Here is a 16,922-nt window from a genome sequence, read left to right on the forward strand (position 1 = left end):
ACTCCTTAGTGGGCTACGCCTGCGGCGCCATGTTCATCGACCAGCGCACCGGTATAAAACCGGGACAGGGCGAAGGGTTCGGCAATCGGGTGCGGCGTGCCGTGCGCTAACTGATGGGCAAACAGGTTGCCGGAGCCAGGCGTAGCCTTAAAGCCACCGGTGCCCCAGCCGCAGTTAAAGAACAGGTTGCGCACCGGGGTGGACGAGAGAATCGGGCTGGCATCCGGGCAGGTGTCGACAATGCCGCCCCACTGACGGTTCATGCGGACACGGCTGGTGCACGGAAACAGCTCAACAATGGCCTGAATGGTGTGTTCGATGACGCTGTAGGAGCCGCGCTGACCATAGCCGACCCAGCCATCAATACCTGCGCCGATGACCAGATCACCTTTATCTGACTGACTCATATAGCCATGCACATGGTTGGACATGACGACGGTATCCAGGAAGGGCTTGATCGGCTCGGAGACCAGCGCCTGAAGCGGATGGGATTCAACCGGCAGCTCAAAGCCGGCCATTTTGGCCATCACGCCAGAGTTACCGGCGGTGACGCACCCCACCCGATCCGCTTTAATTACGCCGTGGTGGCGGGTTTTGACGCCGGTGATTTTGCCGTCACTGATTTCCATATCAATGACCTCGCAGTTCTGAATCAGATCGACGCCCAGGCTGTCCGCCGCACGGGCATAACCCCAGGCCACCGCATCGTGACGGGCATTGCCCCCGCGCCGCTGTACCGACGCGCCCAGTACCGGATAGCGCGCATCTTTGCTGCAGTCCAGTGCGGGGATCTCTTTCTGTAACTGGTCGCCGTAAACCATCTCGTTGTCGATGCCCTGCAGGCGATTGGCATTCGCCAGTCGTTCATTGGTGCGCAGGTCCTGCAACGTATGGCAGGTGTGATAAACCCCACGCTGAGAGAACATCTGGTTGTAGTTCAGCTCTTGTGACAGGCCTTCCCATAATTTCATGGCGTGCTCATACAGCGCTGCGGATTCATCCCACAGGTAGTTGGAGCGCACAATCGTGGTGTTACGGCAGATGTTGCCGCCGCCAAGATGGCCTTTTTCCAGCACCGCCACGTTGGTGATGCCGTGCTCTTTCGCCAGATAGTAGGCGGTAGCCAGACCGTGCCCCCCGCCGCCGATGATAATAACGTCGTAGCGTTTCTGCGGGGTGGGGTTGCGCCAGACTTTCTGCCAGTTCTCGTGATAGCTCAGACTGTGCCTGAGCAGGCCAAATCCTGAATAGCGTTGCATCATTTCTACTCCAGTAACTCTCGCGCGTGGGCGAATTGACAGACGATAAAACCGCGCCGCCGACCGAAGCCGGTGGCCGCCTGGCCTAACGGTAAACCGGGAAGTCCGCGCACAGGGACAGCACCTGCTGCTTCACCTGAGCAATCTTCGTCTCCAGCATGTCGGCGTTGTTCATCACATCCAGGATGTCGGCAATCCAGCCGGCCAGCATGCGACAGTGCGCTTCGCTGAAGCCGCGCGTGGTAACAACCGGCGCGCCAATGCGCAGACCGGAGGTCACAAACGGGGATTGTGGATCGCCGGGAACGGCATTTTTGTTGACGGTAATGTTGGCGCGTCCCAGCGCCGCATCGGCCGCTTTACCGGTCAGCCCCTGTTTAATCAGGCTGAGTAAAAACAGGTGGTTGTCGGTGCCGCCTGAGACCACATCGTAGCCACGCGTCATAAACACGTCGGCCATCGCGCGGGCATTGTTGACCACGCGACGCTGGTAGTCGGTATAGTCAGGCTGCATGGCCTCTTTAAAGGCGACGGCTTTGGCGGCGATCACATGCATCAGCGGACCGCCCTGGCCGCCCGGAAACACGGCGGCGTTGAGCTTTTTCTCCAGCTCGGGGTTGGCTTTTGCCAGAATCAGGCCGCCGCGCGGACCGCGCAGGGTTTTATGCGTGGTGGTAGTGACCACATCGGCATAGGGCAGTGGAGTGGGATAAAGGCCCGCCGCGACCAGGCCCGCCACATGCGCCATGTCGACAAACAGCCAGGCACCGACCTTATCGGCAATGGCGCGGAAGCGCGCCCAGTCCACGACGCGTGAGTAGGCCGAGAAACCGGCGACGATCATTTTCGGCCGATGTTCCAGCGCCAGCGCTTCGACCTGTTCATAATCAATTTCGCCGCTGGCTTCATTCAGGCCGTACTGCACGGCCCGGTAAATTTTGCCGGAGAAGCTGACATGGGCGCCGTGCGTCAGATGACCGCCGTGCGCCAGGCTCATGCCCAGAATGGTGTCGCCCGGCTGGCACAACGCCATATAGACCGCCGCATTCGCCTGCGAACCCGAATGGGGCTGCACGTTAGCGTAATCGGCACCAAACAGCGCACAGGCACGTTCTGTTGCCAGTTTTTCGACTACGTCGACATATTCACAGCCGCCGTAGTAGCGCTTCCCCGGATAGCCTTCTGCATATTTATTGGTCAGTACCGTACCCTGAGCCTGCATCACGCGCGGGCTGGTGTAATTCTCGGAGGCGATAAGCTCAATATGCTCTTCCTGACGCACCGCTTCCTGTTCAATGGCCTGCCACAGTTCACTGTCAAAGCTTTGAATATCGTCGCGCTTCGCAAACATGCTTTTCTCCTTGCCCGGATAACCACGCAGCGCCTGCTTTGGGCCTGAACCGTTCAGGGCAGCGGTAGAGTGAATGTGGGAGGGATAATAACCAGCGTCACCGATGCCGGAATGTTTGGTAGCGCCCCGGCGATGTCAATTTGCGACATACCCACGCAAGGCGGACACATTGAACGGTGAGGAACGGCAGAAAGGGCAAAACATGGCGAATTCATCGCCAAATACGTCGTTATCCGGCATCTCTTGTTTTTCATCCGCGCAGATAATGCGGCTGTCATTCACTCAACGGCAGGCATAAGCCCGGGAGCGCAACATGAGTATCAGTGTCTTCGATCTGTTCAAAGTCGGAATTGGTCCCTCCAGTTCACATACCGTTGGCCCTATGCGCGCGGCACAACGCTTTGTCGAACCGCTCGGTCATCGTGAGGATCGTGGGATGATTTACCGCATCAAAGTCGAACTGTTTGGTTCGCTCAGCGCCACCGGGCGCGGGCACAGTACGGATAAAGCGGTACTGATGGGGCTGATGGGCGCCTCACCCGATACCGTCGATCCCGCTACGATCAACAGCACGATACAGGCGATTGATGAAACCGGCTCCCTCACGCTGCCCTGGGGAGAAAACATTGCGTTCGACAGCCATGAGGACCTGCTGTTTGTCGATGATGTGCTTGCTTACCATCCGAACGCGATGCGCCTGAGCGCGTTTTACCGCAACGGGCAAAGCCGTTCGACCGTGTATTACTCCATTGGGGGCGGATTTGTGCTGGATGAGGATGAGGCGCTGGCGTCGGCACATCTGGTGCCACAGTGCACGCTGCCCTACGACTTTAACAGCGGCGCCGCTTTGCTGGCACACTGTGCGGACCGGCAGTTACGCATCAGTGCACTGATGCTGGAGAATGAAAAAGTCTGGCGCACGGAGGCCGGGATTCGGACCGGTCTGGCGCAGATCTGGCAGGTGATGCAGCAGTGCATTGCCAATGGTCTGGAAAATGAAGGCATCCTGCCGGGAGGGCTTAACGTGCGCCGACGAGCGCCCATGCTCTACCGATCGCTGTGCCGCGCCTCAGCGGAAAATGTGATCAGTTCAACCCTGTCGGCGATGGACTGGATCAACCTCTATGCGCTGGCGGTCAATGAGGAAAATGCGGCAGGCGGGCGTATGGTTACCGCGCCCACGAACGGGGCGGCAGGTATTATCCCGGCGGTACTGATGTACTACATGAAGTTTGAACCCCAGGCGCGCGAAGACGATGTGGTCGATTTTCTGCTCGCGGCGGCGGCGATCGGCGCACTGTGCAAGAAAAATGCTTCCATTTCGGGGGCCGAAGTCGGCTGCCAGGGTGAGGTGGGGTCCGCCTCTGCTATGGCAGCAGCCGGCCTGACCGAGGTGCTGGGTGGCACGCCCGAGCAGGTCGAAAATGCCGCCGAGATTGCGCTGGAGCATAATCTCGGTCTGACCTGTGATCCGGTTGGCGGACTGGTGCAGGTGCCGTGCATCGAACGCAATGCCATTGCGGCAATGAAAGCGATAAACGCGGCACAGATGGCGCTGCGCGGCGACGGTCAGCACTTTATTTCGCTGGATAAAGTGATTCGCACCATGCGCGACACCGGACGGGATATGCAGGATAAATACAAGGAAACCTCGCGCGGCGGGCTGGCGGTCAACGCGATTGAATGTTAACGATGTGTTGGTTTTTGGTTACTTACGCTTATGGGTTCGAATAAAAAACAGCCAGAAAAACACGTCACAAAACAGTGCAATAAAACCGTCATATGACTAAAACGGTTCAGCGGGTGCACCGTTATGAAGCCTGCCTGCGTTGAAAGGGCTGCAATGATCAAATCTGTGAAGCTGAACAAACATTTGTTTCGCTTATGTTAACTGTGTGTCATTTTTGCGTCGTGTGACCTGGTGACGAATGGCATGGCTGTTGCTTACTCTATAGGTGTTGGAAAGCAGTTGGGTGAAATACCCCTGGGTGATGTTCCTGTTAAGCCTAATAGAGGTCAGCGCACATGTTCGATACAGACGCAATTCATAAACGTTCCTCTACTGAAAATAAAACGCGCAGCGTAGGCTTTTTGCTGGTGAATAACTTCACCATGATCGCGCTGGCAACCGCCGTTGAACCCTTACGCATGGCGAACCAGCTGAGCGGCAAGGAGCTGTACAGCTGGTATACCGTCAGTGAAGAGGGCGCGCCCGTTGTCGCCAGTGACGGGATTGCCATTACACCCGACCATTCGATGGCGAACGTGCCGGCACTGGATGTCCTGATTGTGGTCGGCGGTGTCAACATTACCCGCAGCTATTCCAGTCGACAGATTGGCTGGCTGCAAAGTCTGGCGCGCCGTAAGATCCTGATTGGTGGCATCTGTACCGGCCCGTACCTGCTGGCGGAAGCGGGGCTGCTGGATGGCTATCACTGCAGCGCCCACTGGGAATGCATAGCCTCCATGCAGGAAGCCTATCCCCGCGTGATCTGCACCAATCAGCTGTTTGTGATTGAGCAGGATCGCATGACCAGCAGTGGCGGTACTGTACCGATGGATATGATGCTGACGATGATTCAACGGCATTTTGGCCATCAGCTCACCGCCGCCATTTCAGAGATGTTTATCTGCGACCGGGTCCGCAACGAGTCCGACTACCAGCGTATTCCCCTGCGCCATGTACTCGGCACCGCCCAGCCCAGCCTGGTCGAAGCCGTTTCCCTGATGGAGGCCAATATCGAAGAGGCCATCGATCTGGATGAACTGGCCGGATACGTGGGCCTGTCCCGGCGACAGCTTGAACGGCTGTTCCAGAAATATCTGCACTGTTCGCCCTCACGTTACTACTTAAAGCTGCGTCTGTTCCGCGCCCGTCAGTTATTAAAACAAACCTCCATGTCGATTATTGAAATTGCGCTGGCCTGCGGTTTTGTTTCCACGCCGCACTTCAGTAAATGCTATCGCGAACACCTTGGCGTGCCGCCGCGTGAAGAGCGGCGCGGCGTTCACAGCCAGGGAAGCGGCAAAACGCTGACGCAGTTTTTCATGGCCGACCTGCCCGGGCTGACTAACTGGCAGCAGGAAAGCACCGTCTCCACCTCCCTGCGTATTCTGAACGAAGCGCGGTTTGAACCCACCTTTGGCTCCGTCACGCTGCCGGGCAATCTCTGACGCCTGTCTTACCCCACTGCGTCAGCAAAAAACAGCCTTTCGGGGCTGTTTTTTGCTTCGGGTCCCGCAACATATTGCCGTTTTTCTGTGCCCTGAACTGCGCCAGCGGTCAGGCAAGTGACGTTTTCAGAACAATTCTGCCCGCGCGTAAACCCTATTCTGTTTTCATCAGGCCGCATCCGGTTATGACGTAAACCAGAGAGGAAGATATGAACGCGACTGAATTGCATGATTCTGCGATTGTCATTGATGGGTTGGTCATTGCGAAGTGGGACAGAGCGCTGTTTGAAGATATGCGCCGCGGCGGACTCACCGCGGCCAACTGCACGGTATCCGTGTGGGAGGGCTTCCAGAGCACGGTGAATAACATCGTCGAGATGAATCACCTGATTGCGCAAAACGCCGATCTGGTCACCAAAGTCACCACGACGCGCGATATCCGCCGCGCTAAGGACGAAGGCAAAACCGGGATTCTGCTGGGCTTCCAGAACGCCCATGCGTTTGAAGACCAGCTTGGCTATATCCAGGTGTTTAAAGAACTGGGTGTCGGTGTGGTGCAGATGGCCTATAACACGCAGAACCTGGTCGGTACCGGCTGCTATGAGCGTGACGGCGGCCTCTCGGGCTACGGCCATGAAGTCGTGGCGGAGATGAACCGCGTCGGCATGCTGTGCGACCTGTCGCACGTCGGCGCGCAAACCTCGAAAGAGGTGATCCTCGCCTCGAAAAAACCGGTGTGCTACTCACACTGCCTGCCGTCAGGTCTGAAAGATCACCCGCGCAATAAATCGGATGAAGAGTTGAAGTTTATTGCCGATCACGGCGGCTTTGTTGGCGTCACCATGTTTACCCCGTTTTTAAAGAACGGTATTCACTCCACCATCGAGGATTATGTCGAAGCCATCGACTACATCTTTAACCGGGTCGGGGAAGACCAAATCGGCATTGGCACCGATTTCACCCAGGGACATGGCCAGGCATTTTTCGAATGGCTGACTCACGATAAAGGCTACGCCCGCCAGTTAACGGACTTCGGCAAGATCATCAACCCGGAGGGCATTCGTACTTTGGGCGAATTCCCGAATTTAACCGCCGCCTTGTTACGTCACGGCTTCACCGAAAAGCAGGTGCGTAAATTTATGGGCGAAAACTGGCTCAATCTGCTGGCCAATGTCTGGAACGAGTAAATCCGTTACCCATTCCTGTGAACACGTGAGGTTAAACCATGGCACATGCGCCTGAAATGCCTATCAGCGTCGATGATGAAACCGGCGTCTGGACCACCGATGCGTTACCGATGTTGTACGTACCGCGCCACTTTTTTGTGAATAACCATATGGGCGTCGAAGAGGAAATCGGTGCAGAACGCTATGCCGCGATCCTCTATAAAGCGGGCTATAAATCCGCCTGGCACTGGTGCCAGAAAGAGGCCGAACTGCACGGTTTTTCAGGTGAGGCGGTGTTTGAACACTACATGAAACGCCTTTCTCAGCGCGGCTGGGGCTTTTTTACCACCGAGTCGCTGGACCTGAAGCAGGGGACCGCGCGCATCCGGCTCGATCACTCCGCGTTTGTGTATCAGTACGGCAAAGTGAACCGTAAGGTGGACTACATGTTTACCGGCTGGTTTGCCGGTGCCATGGACCAGATCGCCGAAAGCCTGGGTTACAGCGTAAGAACGCAGGCGGTGCAGACGCAGAGTGCGGCGGAAGAGGGCTGTGATTACGGCATCTTCACCGTTTCGCCGCGCTAAACACGCACGCGCCGCAGCCTGCTGCGTAAGACGCATGACCTGAAGGAACCGCTGGCTGGCGGCGGGCTATCAGAATTACGTGAAGGTGAAGCTATGTCACAGTTTGATCTGCTGTTTGAGCCATTGAAGATAAATAAACTGACTATCCGCAACCGCATTGTCAGCACGGCCCATGCCGAGGTGTACGCCACGGATGGCGGAATGACCACCGATCGCTACGTGAAATACTATGAAGAGAAAGCGAAGGGAGGGTGTGGCCTCTGCATCTGCGGCGGCTCAAGCGTGGTGTCCATCGACAGTCCGCAGAGCTGGTGGAGCTCGGTCAACCTGAGCACTGATCGTATCATTCCGCACTTTCAGAATCTGGCCGATGCCGTGCATCAGCACGGCGGCAAAATCATGATTCAGATTAGCCATATGGGTCGCCGTTCACGCTGGGATGGGGAAAACTGGCCGAATCTGATGTCGCCGTCCGGTATTCGTGAACCGGTGCACCGCGCCACCTGTAAAACGATCGAGGAAGAGGAGATCTGGCGCGTCATTGGCGATTTCGCCAAAGCGGCGGTGCGGGCGAAAGCGGGCGGCCTGGATGGTGTCGAGTTATCGGCCGTGCATCAGCATATGATCGACCAGTTCTGGTCGCCGCGCGTCAATAAGCGCACGGATGAATGGGGTGGCAGCTTTGAAAAACGGATGCGTTTTGGCCTTGAAGTCCTGACTGCCGTGCGTGACGCGGTGGGGCCGGACTTTGTGGTGGGCATGCGCATCACCGGCGATGAGTTCCATCCGGACGGCCTCAGCCATGAGGACATGCGCCAGATTGCCGCGTACTACGATAAAACCGGCCTGGTCGATTATTTCGGTGTGGTCGGTTCCGGCTGTGACACCCACAACACGCTGGCTAACGTGATCCCCAACATGAGCTATCCGCCCGAGCCGTTCCTGCACCTGGCGGCAGGCATTAAAGAAGTGGTCTCGGTGCCGGTGATCCATGCGCAGAATATTAAAGATCCCAATCAGGCACAGCGCATTCTCGCCGCGGGCTATGTGGACTTTGTCGGCATGACGCGCGCCCACATCGCCGATCCGCACCTTATCGCCAAAATCAAAATGAATCAGGTAGACCAGATTCGTCAGTGCGTCGGGGCGAACTACTGTATCGACCGTCAGTATATGGGGCTGGATGTGCTGTGTATTCAGAACGCGGCCACCTCGCGCGAGTACATGGGGCTGCCGCATATCATTACCAAAACCGACGGCCCTGTGCGCAACGTCGTGGTCATCGGCGGCGGGCCTGGCGGACTGGAAGCCGCACGCGTGGCAGCCGAGCGCGGTCATAAGGTGACGCTGATCGAGCGCGCCAGTGAACTGGGCGGGCAGATCACCATTGCCGCCAAAGCGCCGCAGCGCGACCAGATGGCGGGGATTACGCGCTGGTTAGCGATGGAGCTGGCGCGCCTTAACGTTAACGTTATGACTGATACGACAGCGGATACGGCGATGATCCGGGACCTGAATCCGGATGTCTGCATCCTCGCTACGGGTGGACAACCTTTCCTTGAACAAAATCCGGAATGGGGCGCAGCCGACGGAAGGGTGGTCTCCAGCTGGGACATTCTCAACGGCGTGGTGGAGCCGGGCAAAAACGTACTGGTGTACGACGCCATCTGTGAGTTCTCTGGCATGTCCGCCGCCGACTTCCTGGCGGCACGCGGCGCGTTAGTCGAACTGGTCACTGGCGACATCAAACCCGGCATTGGCATCGGCGGCACGACGTTCCCAACCTACTATCGCAGCCTGTATGAAAAAGCGGTCGTGATGACCGCTGATCTGGCGCTGGAGAAAGTGTATCGCGAAGGCGAGAAGCTGGTGGCGGTGCTGGAAAATGAGTATACCGGCCAGAAAGAGGAGCGGGTGGTCGATCAGATCGTGGTCGAGAACGGCACGCGTCCTGATGAGGCGCTGTACTACGCGCTGAAAGCCGAATCGCGCAACAACGGGCAGATTGATGTAGAGGCGCTGTTTGACATCAAACCGCAGCCGGTGTTGTCGCAGCCGGGCAGTGGCATGATCCTCTGGCGCCTGGGCGACTGCGTGTCGCAACGCAATGCCCACGCCGCGATTTACGATGCACTGCGTCTGTGTAAGGACCTGTAATTCGCCGTCGTTGACGTGCAGCCCGCGCGCTGCACATCGCAGAAATTGTCTGGTAAGGGCACATCATGGTACTCGATCGGTTACTTCCCTGGTTACTGCTTGGCGCAGTGATACTCGCCCTCATCGGTATGGTCAGGCGCATGCTGCTCTGGCGGCGCGGGCAACCTGAAAAGGTGGCCCTGCTGAGCGGTTTGCTGGCCATGCCACGGCGCTATCTGGTCGATCTGCATCATGTCGTGGCACGCGATAAATACATGTCGCGCACCCATGTGGCGACCGCAGGTGGCTTTGTCCTGTCAATGTTACTGATTCTGGCGGTTCACCTCTTTCGCATCAGCAACGTACTGGTCAATGGCGTACTGGCGGCCGCGCTGGTCGTCATGTTTACAGGCGCGCTGTTTGTCTGGTATCGCCGCCGGAATCCGCCCGCCCGGCTTTCGCGTGGCCCCTGGATGCGGCTGCCGAAAAGTCTGCTGGTGTTTGCGTTCACCTTCTTTATCACCACATTGCCGATCTCGGATCGGTTTGGCGAGGCCGGACGCTGGGCGCTGGCGCTGCTTCTGCTGGCGGGCATCATCTGGGGACTGGGTGAGATGGTGTTTGGCATGGCCTGGGGCGGACCGATGAAACATGCCTTTGCGGGCGCACTGCATCTGGCTTTTCATCGCCGGCCGGAACGCTTTGGCGGCGGACGTTCAACCGGACTCAAAAGCGTCGATCTCAATGCGCCGACGCTGGGCGTCGAAAAACCGGCGGATTTTAAATGGAATCAACTGCTCGGATTTGACGCCTGCGTCCAGTGCGGTAAGTGCGAAGCAATGTGCCCGGCATTTGCGGCGGGTCAGCCGCTAAACCCAAAAAAGCTGATTCAGGACATGGTGATCGGCATGGCAGGCGGCAACGATGCCCGTTTTGCGGGCAGCCCTTATCCCGGTGTACCCGTCGGTGAGGCCTGCGGCCAGCCGCATCAACCGATCGTCGGGGGGCTGATTAAAGAAGAGACGTTATGGTCCTGCACGACCTGCCGCGCCTGCGTTGAGGAGTGCCCGATGATGATCGAGCACGTTGATGCCATTGTCGATATGCGCCGTTTTATGACGCTGGAAAAGGGGCAAACACCAGGCAAGGGCGCGGCAGTGCTGGAAAACCTCAGTCTCACTGACAACCCGAACGGCTTTAATCCGCGCAGCCGTACGCACTGGGCGGCTGACCAGAACCTGCCGCTGATGCGCGACGTGAAACAGACCGACGTGCTGTTCTGGGTATCGGACGGCGCGTTTGATATGCGCAGTCAGCGTATCCTGCGCGCCTTCGTCAATATTCTTAAGGCCGCCAATGTGCGTTTTGCGGTGCTGGGCGATGAAGAACGGGACAGCGGCGACGTGGCGCGGCGGCTGGGCGATGACGCCACATTCCAGCGCCTGGCGAAAAGCAACATTGCGACGCTGCAACAGTATCGTTTTAACCGCATCGTCACCACCGATCCGCATGCCTTTCACTGTCTGAAGAATGAATATCCTGAACACTATCCGGCTGGCACGCAGCCCGACTACGAGGTGCTGCACCACACGACATTCATCAACGAACTGGTTAAGGCGCAGCTCCTGGACCTGAAGGATTACAAGGGCGGCAAGGTGACCTGGCACGATCCCTGTTATCTCGGCCGCTATAACGGTGAATATGCCGCTCCGCGCGAAGTGCTGGCGGAGCTGGGGATCACGCTGTCTGAAATGACCCGATCCGGCTTTCGTTCCCGCTGCTGCGGTGGCGGAGGCGGTGCGCCGGTGACGGATATTCCTGGTGAACGCCGTATCGCCGATATGCGCATGGAGGATGCCAGAGAGACCGGGGCGGAACTGATCGCTGTCGGTTGCCAGCAGTGTACCGCGATGCTGGAAGGCGTTGTCGGGCCACGTCCGGCGGTAAAAGACATCGCCGAACTGGTGGCTGAGGCGCTGAACGAACCCAAAAAACCGCTGCCCGCGAAAATCCGCGACCGCCAAATTGCTGTGGAGGTTATCTGATGGAAACGATCATACGTCGCGATCCGCGCCTTGAGTGGGTCAGCCGCAACCGCCTGCATCCCGACCATGCGGAGCGGTGTCAGCCGCCGCCGGAGAGCCGCGGCCCGTCAGGGTTGCTGCGCAAAAACCCACACGTCGTAGGCTTTACCGGCCCGACTGGCCTCAGGCGCATTGACCGCGAGAACGGTAATGCCTGCGTGCAGCTCGCCAGCCGGCGTCTGGCCGGGGCTGATCATCCGGTCGAACGGCCGCTGTATCGTGTGGAGCAGCCCGATTACTGCGTGGCCGTGGTGCTCGACATGTCCGGCGGACGCCTTACCCGCCACGATCGCGATATCCTGGGCCAGGCTCATCAGCTGATCCAGCATGCTGGTGGCGCTGGCGTGGTGATGGCCGTGGTGTTTGGCGAGCATCGTGAAGGGGACTTTGCGACGGCCGGTGTGGATCGCCTGCTGCATCTCAGCGGCGAGCACTATTCCGGCTACCGCCCGGAGCAGCGCATTCATGCACTGATGGCGGTTGAAAAAGAGTGGGCACCGCGTTTCTGGCTGTTCCCGGACAGCGTCGCGGGCGGCTTCGAACTTGGCTGCAGGTTTGCCGCCCGCACGGGCGAACGGCCCGCAACCCAGGTCTGGCGCGTAACCGGGGAAACCTGCATCAGCCGTGCCGCAGGCGGCAGCGCGGATATTACCCGACCGCTTGCGCGCGTGATGTTGCTGGCGGAGGAGTGCGCCGAACCGATCGACGACACCCGGCATGAGGTCTTGCCGGTCAGCATCGGGCCATTGAGTATCCGGACAAAACGTATTGAGGACTGCGGCCTGATACCGGTCGATCCGGCTGCGGTGCCGCTGGGCGAAGCGGAATTCATTCTGTCGGCAGGCAATGGCATCTGCAACTGGGAACAGTTTCATGCCACGGCCGCGCTTCTCGGGGCCACCGAAGGCGCAAGCCGTGTCGTGGTGGACAGCGGTCATATGCCGCGTTTCCGTCAGGTAGGGGCCACCGGCACCTGGGTAACGGCACGGGTTTATGTGGCGGTGGGCATCTCCGGCGCGGTACAGCATTTACAGGGCATTGCGCAGTGTGACCGGGTGATTGCCATTAATACCGACCCCGGCTGTGATATGGTCAGCCGCGCCTCGCTCAGCGTGATTGCCGACAGTGATGAGGTTCTGGCAGCGCTGGCACGGCGGGTGCGTGACTGGCGCAAAGAGGAGTTACATCATGCAGCATAATGTGCAACACAGCGGCTGCCGTATCACCGCGCTGGTGTCGGTGGGCAGGCATCCGGAATCCGGACGCGCCCGTCGGGCGGAACAGGACGCCCGCGCGGTAGAGCTTGGGCTGACGCTGGCGCAGGACACCCTGGAAGTCCTGCATGCGGGCGATCCGCATGATGCGGCGCTGCGCAGCTATGCCGGAATGGGCGTGGAGGCGCTGCGCGTGCTCGCCATGGACGAACAGGGCGACGCGGTGGCGGTATTGAGCTATTACCTTAGTCAGGATCAGCCGGACGTGATCCTGACCGGCGGCCGGTCGGAGCGGGGTGAGTCGTCCGGTATGCTACCTTTTCTGCTGGCGGAAGCGCTGGCGATGCCGGTGGTGGTCGGCGTGGCGGAAATCGTCAGCCTGAACGGCACCGATGCCGAAGTATTACAGGCACTGCCGCGGGGACAGCGCCGGTTGCTACGCATTGCGCTGCCGTTTATCGCCAGCGTCGACATGGCCGCCTGCGCACCGCGTCAGGTCGCCTTTGGTCCGGCAAACCGGGCGACGATTATGGCGCAGCCGGGCGTTGAGGTGCGGGATGCGGCAAGAGCGGAATGGCAGATTGCCCCGGCGGTCAAACGGCCGAAGCGTCTTAAAAAGATCAAAGCCAAAACGGCTGCTGACCGCTTTAAAGCGGCAACCGCCAAATCACAGAGCGACGGTGGAAAGGTTCTGCAAAATAAACCGGTAGAGGAAATGGCGCAGGCGGTCTTTGATCTGCTGCTGGAGGAGGGGGTGATTCGCTAGGGCAACGCTGATCCTGCCTGGCTTGATCCTCGCCAGGCAGGAATATCATCAGCCTTTCACGTTTTTGAGGATGGTTTCGCTGTACCAGTCGATAAAGTTAATCACGCCGAACTCATAGGTTTCCGAATAAGGGCCCGGTTGATAGCCGACAGAGTTAATCCCACGCTGGTTCTCTTCCCCCAGAACGCGATCCTGCTCATTGGTCGCATCCCAGACGGCACGCAGTTTCTCGGGATCAAAATCTTCACCCGCCACCGCGTCTTTATGCACAAACCATTTGGTGGTGACCATCGTTTCCTGCGCCGAGAGGGGCAACACGCGGAACACAATAAAGTGATCGCTCTGCATGTGGTTCCAGGAGTTCGGCAGGTGCAGGATGCGCATGGAACCCTGATCGTGACTCAAAAAGCGCCCCATGAGTCTGGTGCAGCCTTCGCGACCATCTATGGTCATCGCCTTCGTGCCCTCTTTCAGCGGCATCCGCACGATGCGGTTACGCAGGCCAAAGCTCTGGTGGCGATGGGGAATTCCCTGTTCGTCCCAGCGTGCGGCCTGTTTATTGTAGTAATCGTGGAAGCTCTGCGGCGCGCGCGGATCGTTGGTATCGTCCCACTCCAGCAGGCTGTTCAGCAGTTCAGGATGACTTCCGGCGCAGTGATAGCACTCGCGATTATTCTCCAGCACCAGTTTCCAGTTCGCTTTTTCGTACATGTGCGATTCTGCCGCCAGTTTGGTGTTTTCCACGTCATAGGGCGCCATGTATTCGTCCAGGGTGGCCAGAAAGGCGTCAAAGTCAGACTGTGGCGGCGCATCAGCCAGACAGACAAAAATAAAGCCGCCGGCGGTTTTGCAGTGCGCCTTTTTCAGCCCGTGCTGCTTCATATCAAATGCCTGATTCATTTCCGAGTCGGCAAATAACAGATTGCCTTTCAGGTCGTAGGTCCACTGATGATAGGGACACACCAGATTCGCCACTTTGCCGCGCTCTTTTGAGCAGAGTCGGGAGCCGCGATGACGGCAGGTATTATGAAAGGCGTTAATGTTACCTTCCGCGTCCCGCAAGACCAGCACCGGGTTCTGACCCACCTCAAGGGTGAAGTAGTCCCCTTTTTTCGGGATTTCACTGCTCATTCCCGCAAACAGCCACTCTTTCTGAAAGATCGCCTCCATATCAATGCGAAACAGAGTCGGGTCGTTATAAAGCGCCTGCGGCAGCGAGTAGTTGGGCTGACGCTTTTCGAGCAAATCGCGTATGCGGTCGTTCGCATCGACAAGGCTTGTACAGGTGATATTCAGCAGATCGTTATGGCTCATAGTGATCTTCCCGCGCGGTTAAGGAGAGTGTTTTGCGCCTTTCCAGGCGTAACAGGATGCCAACCACCCAAATTTTCCGTCAGGCCAGACGTTGATGCACGCGTAACGGCTAAGGGTGACGTCCATGCTGCACGGGTTACGCGCACGCCAATGTTCTGCCAGCGACATCCATCCCCTCTGTTAAAGACGTGCGCGCGAAATTTCTTAGCGGGACGGTTTTTTTAAGCATTTCCGTGTCGCGAATAACTAAATGCTGAAACAGGGTTAAACGGAAAATCAGGCTTACCGGCTCAAAAGCCTGTTGCGATGTCGCCAGTCAGACAGGCAATTGAACTCTCCACTTCTGATGGGAATGAAACGTATGTCAGACCGAAATATCACCGTACTGAATACCAATGCTTTTGAGCCTGTCACAACACAAACCTGGACCAATGGCCGCCATGCGGTGCGCTGCGTGAAGGTGATACAGGAAACCCATGACGTGAAAACCTTCTGTTTTATGGCAGAGCAGCCGGTGATGTTCTTTTTCAAACCGGGGCAGTTTGTCACGCTGGAACTGCTGATCGAGAATGAAACGGTTTTCCGCTCCTATACCATCTCCAGTTCGCCCTCCGTGCCTTACAGCTTCTCCATTTCGGTAAAACAGGTGCCGGGCGGCGTGGTCTCGAACTGGTTACATGCCACACTGCGCGAGGGCATGAATCTGGCAGTACATGGTCCGGTAGGGCAGTTCAACTGCATCGACTATCCCAGCAACAAGGTGCTGTACCTCTCTGGCGGCGTGGGCATTACGCCCATGATGTCGATGGCGCGCTGGTATTTTGATACCAATGCGGATGTGGACATGGTGTTTGTGCACAGCGCACGAACGCCGGAAGACATTATTTTCCGACGCGATCTGGAAAACATGACGGCGCGCATCCCCAATTTCAGACTGAGCATCATCTGTGAGCGGTACGAATCGGGCCAGTGCTGGTCCGGCTTCAGCGGTTTCCTCAATTTGGCGATGCTGCAAATGATTGCTGCGGATTTCAAGGACCGCGAGGTTTTCTGCTGTGGCCCGACACCGTACATGCGTGCGATTAAAACGCTGTTACAGGAAGTCGGTTATGACATGACGCGCTATCACGAAGAGTCGTTTGGTGCCACACCAGAGGTCGTGCAGGAGCAGGTCGAACAGGAGGCCGAAGAGGCCGCTGAAATGGCCGACGCGCTGTGCAGTTCAGAACTGCTTAGCGTAGCATTCACCCAAAGCGACAAGAGCGTCAGAATCGCCCCCGGCGAAACCGTGCACGCCGCCGCGGCCAAACTGGGACTGCATATTCCAAAAGCGTGCGGCATGGGCATCTGCGGCACCTGTAAGGTGAAGTGCCTGGACGGCGACGTCGAGATGAACCACAACGGCGGCATCACCGATGAGGATGTGGAAGAGGGCTACATTCTGTCGTGCTGTAGCATTCCAAAGAACAATATCATCGTTGAATTTTAATGACGATCCGCATCGCCGTCTGGCGCACGCTCAGCGCGAGCACGTTTGCTGTGCAGTGCGCAACGGTGACGCAGCCTGAACAGGGGTAAAGCGCCGTTCACCGCAGCGGATAGACAGCCGCAGCGTCAGTGACAGGGCTTATTCTCCTTCTTGCTGGCCGTCCTCACTCTGCATCGACGCCTCACTCCCGCGTAAGGGCCGTCGAACGGGACATATGTCCTGCAAGCGTTCACAAACGCGCACCAAACAAAAAGCCCGCTCAGGTTTCCCTGAGCGGGCTTTTCTTAATCTGGCTCCTCTGACTGGACTCGAACCAGTGACATACGGATTAACAGTCCGCCGTTCTACCGACTGAACTACAGAGGAATTGTTGGAACGGGGC

Annotated in this window: 12 protein-coding genes and 1 tRNA gene; 9 read left to right on the forward strand and 4 right to left on the reverse strand. The window is 57.9% G+C overall.

The window, feature by feature from the left end:
- Nucleotides 1–5: 5 nt before the first annotated feature.
- A complete protein-coding gene (locus tag C1N59_RS07735; protein WP_033740946.1) occupies nt 6–1,259 on the reverse strand; it encodes a sarcosine oxidase subunit beta family protein in 1,254 nt (417 codons plus the stop codon).
- Between the two features lie 85 nt (nt 1,260–1,344).
- On the reverse strand, nt 1,345–2,610 hold the full coding sequence (gene glyA / locus C1N59_RS07740) for a serine hydroxymethyltransferase (protein WP_039338062.1): 1,266 nt from the start codon (nt 2,608–2,610) through the stop codon (nt 1,345–1,347).
- A 313-nt stretch (nt 2,611–2,923) separates the two neighbouring features.
- On the opposite strand from glyA, the gene C1N59_RS07745 reads away from it, so the two are divergent.
- The 8 genes from C1N59_RS07745 (at nt 2,924) to C1N59_RS07780 (ending at nt 13,737) form a co-directional block, all read left to right on the forward strand.
- A complete protein-coding gene (locus tag C1N59_RS07745) occupies nt 2,924–4,300 on the forward strand; it encodes an L-serine ammonia-lyase (protein ID WP_394550512.1) in 1,377 nt (458 codons plus the stop codon).
- A 335-nt stretch (nt 4,301–4,635) separates the two neighbouring features.
- The gene (locus C1N59_RS07750) at nt 4,636–5,784 is read left to right on the forward strand and encodes a choline metabolism transcriptional regulator GbdR (RefSeq protein ID WP_033740379.1); all 1,149 of its coding nucleotides are present in this window, start codon (nt 4,636–4,638) and stop codon (nt 5,782–5,784) included.
- Nucleotides 5,785–5,993: 209 nt separating this feature from the next.
- Nucleotides 5,994–6,971, forward strand: a complete 978-nt coding sequence (locus tag C1N59_RS07755) for a dipeptidase (RefSeq protein WP_033740378.1) — start codon at nt 5,994–5,996, stop codon at nt 6,969–6,971.
- Nucleotides 6,972–7,009: 38 nt separating this feature from the next.
- Nucleotides 7,010–7,537 carry a DUF5943 domain-containing protein gene (locus C1N59_RS07760; RefSeq protein WP_054633518.1) on the forward strand — a complete coding sequence of 176 codons (528 nt, stop codon included), beginning with the start codon at nt 7,010–7,012 and terminating at the stop codon, nt 7,535–7,537.
- Between the two features lie 93 nt (nt 7,538–7,630).
- Nucleotides 7,631–9,694: a dimethylglycine demethylation protein DgcA gene (dgcA, locus tag C1N59_RS07765; RefSeq protein ID WP_039338060.1), complete on the forward strand. Its 2,064-nt coding sequence runs from the start codon at nt 7,631–7,633 to the stop codon at nt 9,692–9,694.
- Nucleotides 9,695–9,759: 65 nt separating this feature from the next.
- The gene (locus C1N59_RS07770; RefSeq protein ID WP_058708376.1) at nt 9,760–11,718 is read left to right on the forward strand and encodes a (Fe-S)-binding protein; all 1,959 of its coding nucleotides are present in this window, start codon (nt 9,760–9,762) and stop codon (nt 11,716–11,718) included.
- Complete coding sequence (locus C1N59_RS07775; RefSeq protein ID WP_394550513.1) at nt 11,718–12,956, forward strand: electron transfer flavoprotein subunit alpha; 1,239 nt, start codon at nt 11,718–11,720, stop codon at nt 12,954–12,956. Before C1N59_RS07770 ends, C1N59_RS07775 begins: the two co-directional genes overlap by 1 nt.
- Nucleotides 12,946–13,737 (forward strand): electron transfer flavoprotein subunit beta, encoded by a 792-nt coding sequence (locus tag C1N59_RS07780; RefSeq protein WP_394550514.1) that lies wholly within the window; start codon nt 12,946–12,948, stop codon nt 13,735–13,737. The genes C1N59_RS07775 and C1N59_RS07780 overlap by 11 nt, the downstream gene beginning before the upstream one ends.
- Before the next feature lie 48 nt (nt 13,738–13,785).
- On the opposite strand, the gene C1N59_RS07785 is transcribed toward C1N59_RS07780, so the two are convergent.
- Complete coding sequence (locus C1N59_RS07785; protein WP_394550515.1) at nt 13,786–15,051, reverse strand: aromatic ring-hydroxylating oxygenase subunit alpha; 1,266 nt, start codon at nt 15,049–15,051, stop codon at nt 13,786–13,788.
- Between the two features lie 361 nt (nt 15,052–15,412).
- Here C1N59_RS07785 and C1N59_RS07790 point away from each other — a divergent pair, with 361 nt between their 5' ends.
- A complete protein-coding gene (locus C1N59_RS07790; RefSeq protein WP_152999662.1) occupies nt 15,413–16,540 on the forward strand; it encodes a hybrid-cluster NAD(P)-dependent oxidoreductase in 1,128 nt (375 codons plus the stop codon).
- A 290-nt stretch (nt 16,541–16,830) separates the two neighbouring features.
- On the opposite strand, the gene C1N59_RS07795 is transcribed toward C1N59_RS07790, so the two are convergent.
- Nucleotides 16,831–16,906: transfer RNA gene (locus C1N59_RS07795), tRNA-Asn, on the reverse strand.
- Nucleotides 16,907–16,922 lie beyond the last annotated feature (16 nt).

The organism is Pantoea sp. SGAir0183, assembly GCF_043545505.1.

Excerpts from the sequence above, each read along its gene's own strand:
- C1N59_RS07735 (WP_033740946.1), bottom strand. The coding sequence starts at position 1,259 with ATGCAACGCTATTCAGGATTTGGCCTGCTCAGGCACAGTCTGAGCTAT.
- glyA (WP_039338062.1), bottom strand. The coding sequence starts at position 2,610 with ATGTTTGCGAAGCGCGACGATATTCAAAGCTTTGACAGTGAACTGTGG.
- C1N59_RS07745 (WP_394550512.1), top strand. The coding sequence starts at position 2,924 with ATGAGTATCAGTGTCTTCGATCTGTTCAAAGTCGGAATTGGTCCCTCC.
- C1N59_RS07750 (WP_033740379.1), top strand. The coding sequence starts at position 4,636 with ATGTTCGATACAGACGCAATTCATAAACGTTCCTCTACTGAAAATAAA.
- C1N59_RS07755 (WP_033740378.1), top strand. The coding sequence starts at position 5,994 with ATGAACGCGACTGAATTGCATGATTCTGCGATTGTCATTGATGGGTTG.
- C1N59_RS07760 (WP_054633518.1), top strand. The coding sequence starts at position 7,010 with ATGGCACATGCGCCTGAAATGCCTATCAGCGTCGATGATGAAACCGGC.
- dgcA (WP_039338060.1), top strand. The coding sequence starts at position 7,631 with ATGTCACAGTTTGATCTGCTGTTTGAGCCATTGAAGATAAATAAACTG.
- C1N59_RS07770 (WP_058708376.1), top strand. The coding sequence starts at position 9,760 with ATGGTACTCGATCGGTTACTTCCCTGGTTACTGCTTGGCGCAGTGATA.
- C1N59_RS07775 (WP_394550513.1), top strand. The coding sequence starts at position 11,718 with ATGGAAACGATCATACGTCGCGATCCGCGCCTTGAGTGGGTCAGCCGC.
- C1N59_RS07780 (WP_394550514.1), top strand. The coding sequence starts at position 12,946 with ATGCAGCATAATGTGCAACACAGCGGCTGCCGTATCACCGCGCTGGTG.
- C1N59_RS07785 (WP_394550515.1), bottom strand. The coding sequence starts at position 15,051 with ATGAGCCATAACGATCTGCTGAATATCACCTGTACAAGCCTTGTCGAT.
- C1N59_RS07790 (WP_152999662.1), top strand. The coding sequence starts at position 15,413 with ATGTCAGACCGAAATATCACCGTACTGAATACCAATGCTTTTGAGCCT.